This window comes from Mixta mediterraneensis (genome assembly GCF_030283135.1).
Classification (GTDB): Bacteria; Pseudomonadota; Gammaproteobacteria; order Enterobacterales; family Enterobacteriaceae; genus Pantoea; species Pantoea mediterraneensis.
The window spans coordinates 1-3,152 of record NZ_JASUAZ010000094.1; the positions used below are offsets into that span (position 1 = coordinate 1).

Below are 3,152 nucleotides of genomic sequence, written 5' to 3' on the forward strand. Positions count from 1 at the left end.
CTTAGCAGATAAACAATAATGCTTTGGCCTGGATCAATTTTCGCGCTGCTACTGACATGTTATCTACTGTGGTTATTGATTAAACTACGACGCCTGTCGCGTCTGAAGCAACGTATACGTCGGGTTTCAACCCGCTCATCTTTCTCCTCTTCTGCATCGCGACCTTCTATCAGACGACGTCACCGGAAGGAGTAAGCATGTCATCGCAGCAGATTAAGTGGGAGCAGGCGTTAATTGAAAAATACAATTATGCCGGTCCGCGTTATACCTCCTATCCCACCGCGCTGGAGTTCAGTGAAAGCTACGTTGAAGCCGATTTCCAGCGTGCGGTGACACACTACCCCGATCGCCCATTATCGCTCTACGTCCATATTCCGTTTTGCCACCGACTTTGCTACTTCTGCGGCTGCAATAAAATTGTGACGCGCCAGCTACACAAGGCTGATCGCTATCTGGATGTGTTAGAACAAGAAATCTGCCAACGCGCGCCGTTATTCCGTCAGCGCCGAGTGACTCAGCTGCACTGGGGCGGCGGTACGCCAACGTTTCTGAATAAAGCACAAATTACCCGTCTGGTTACCTTGCTGAAGCAACACTTTGACGTAGCGGATGATGCAGAAATGTCGATCGAGGTTGATCCCCGCGAAATTGCGCTGGACGTCATCGATCATTTACGTGCGCTGGGCTTCAGTCGATTAAGTATGGGCGTACAGGACTTCAATAAAGCGGTGCAGGAACGTATCAACCGCGTACAGGACGAGGACGTCATCTTCGGTCTGATGGAAAGAGCACGTCAGCAAGGCTTTAGCTCAACCAGTATCGATCTGATTTACGGCTTGCCGCTACAAACGCCAGACAGCTTCGCTTATACCTTAAAACGCGTTATCGACCTGAGTCCCGATCGTCTTAGCGTCTTTAATTACGCCCATATGCCTGCACTGTTTGCTGCCCAGCGCAAAATTAAAGATGAGGAGCTACCTACAGCGCAGCAAAAACTGATTATTCTGCATGACACTATCGCGACGCTGACGCAGCAAGGGTATCAGTTCATTGGTATGGATCATTTTGCAAAGCCGCAGGATGAGCTGGCAATCGCTCAACGTGCTGGCCTTCTTCACCGCAATTTTCAGGGCTACACCACCCAGGGAGACAGCGATCTGCTTGGGCTTGGCGTATCAGCGATTAGCATGATCGGCGACAGCTATGCGCAAAATCAAAAAGCGCTAAACGCGTGGTATGAAAACGTGACCCGTAAAGGGCATGGTTTATGGCGTGGCCTGACGCTAAGCGAAGATGACAACTTACGTCGCGACGTGATTAAACAGCTGATCTGCAATTTCTCATTAGATTTTAAAACGGTAGAAGCGCAATGGGATATTCGTTTTAGCGACTATTTCGCGGAGGATCTGGCGCTCCTGAAACCACTGATTGCCGATGGGCTGGTGGAGCAAAGCGCAACGGGCCTGTATGTGACGGGAACGGGGCGTTTACTGATTCGTAATATCTGTATGTGCTTTGATGTGTATCTGCGCCAGAAAGCACGTCAGCAGCAATTTTCTCGCGTTATCTAAAGCAAAACGGCCGGAATAAAAATTATGCGCCGGCCGTTTATCTCTACACTACTCCATGCCGAGTTCTTTCAGTTTGCGCGTCAGCGTATTTCGTCCCCAACCCAGCAAACGTGCGGCTTCCTGTTTGTGACCTTGCGTATGTCGCAGCGCGGTAGTGAGCAGCGTGCGTTCCATCTCCGGCTGTGCTTCTGACAGCAGGTTTTGATGACCGGAACGTAGGGCGCGATCGGCCCATTGCGCCAGCAGGATTGCCCAGCTATCAGGTAGCGACTGAACGGGATTTTCTGGCGTGCTGGATTCGAACAGCTCTGCGGGTAAATCCTGAATCAGTACTTCCTGGCCCGCCGCCATCACAGTTAACCAGCGGCAGGTATTCTCAAGCTGGCGCACGTTACCTGACCAGTGCAGACGCGTCAGCGCTGTTTCGGTTTCAGGATGCAGGATTTTCGCTTCAACCCCCAGTTCACGTGCGGCAATCTGTAAGAAATAACGCGCCAGGCGTGGAATATCTTCGCGGCGTTCGCGTAATGGCGGCAAATGAACGCGAATTACATTCAGGCGGTGAAATAAGTCCTCACGGAATTTGCCTTCCTGCACGCGTAACTCAAGATTCTGATGCGTTGCTGCAATGATGCGTACATCGACCTTCACGGGTGCATATCCACCTACGCGATAAAACTGGCCATCCGCTAATACACGCAGTAAGCGGGTTTGCACATCTAAAGGCATATCGCCGATTTCATCTAAAAACAGCGTGCCGCCATCGGCCTGCTCAAAACGGCCCTGGCGAATTTGATTTGCGCCGGTAAAAGCCCCTTTTTCGTGGCCAAATAGCTCTGACTCAATCAAATCTTTGGGAATGGCCGCCATATTTAATGCAATAAACGGAGATTTGGCTCGCGGGCTGTGACGATGCAGCGCATGCGCCACAAGTTCTTTACCGGTACCCGATTCACCGTTAATCAGCACGCTAATTGACGAGCGGGACAGCCGACCAATAATGCGAAAGACGTCCTGCATCGCTGGTGCTTCACCAATAATATCGGTGGTCGGTCCGCTAACGGGCTGATTACGCGGCTGCTGCTGTTCCTGATAATGGCTGATTGCACGTTCGACCAGCGCGACCGCTTCATCAATATCGAAGGGTTTTGGCAGGTAATCAAACGCACCTTGCTGGTAAGCACTGACGGCCGCATCCAGATCGGAGTGCGCGGTCATGATGATTACGGGCAACATCGGATGACGCTGTTTAATCTGTTTCAGCAGCGTCAGCCCATCCATGCCCGGCATGCGAATATCTGACAATAAAACATCTGGGGTTTTGGTCGAAAGCGCATCCAACACTTCGTTAGCGCTGTCAAACGTGGCGCAGCTTAAACCGGCTCCAGTGAGCGCGCGTTCAAGCACCCAGCGGATGGAGCTATCGTCATCGACGATCCAGACTATCCCTCGTTGCATAGAAACCTGTATGAACGCATCCCAGTTTGCAAGGCTTTCGTTGTTCTGACATTGACAGAGTAGTTGCAGCTCTGTATCCGGCCTTATTGCAGTCAGAGCTGCGGGCCACTATGAGATTCGCTG

2 protein-coding genes are annotated in these 3,152 nt (G+C 51.5%); one reads left to right on the plus strand and one right to left on the minus strand.

Annotation, left to right across the window (positions count from 1 at the left end; all coding sequences use genetic code 11):
• Positions 1-197: 197 nt before the first annotated feature.
• On the plus strand, positions 198-1,571 hold the full coding sequence (gene hemN, locus QRY16_RS21590) for an oxygen-independent coproporphyrinogen III oxidase (protein ID WP_289778009.1): 1,374 nt from the start codon (positions 198-200) through the stop codon (positions 1,569-1,571).
• Between the two features lie 48 nt (positions 1,572-1,619).
• On the opposite strand, the gene glnG is transcribed toward hemN, so the two are convergent.
• On the minus strand, positions 1,620-3,029 hold the full coding sequence (gene glnG / locus QRY16_RS21595) for a nitrogen regulation protein NR(I) (RefSeq protein ID WP_289778010.1): 1,410 nt from the start codon (positions 3,027-3,029) through the stop codon (positions 1,620-1,622).
• Positions 3,030-3,152 lie beyond the last annotated feature (123 nt).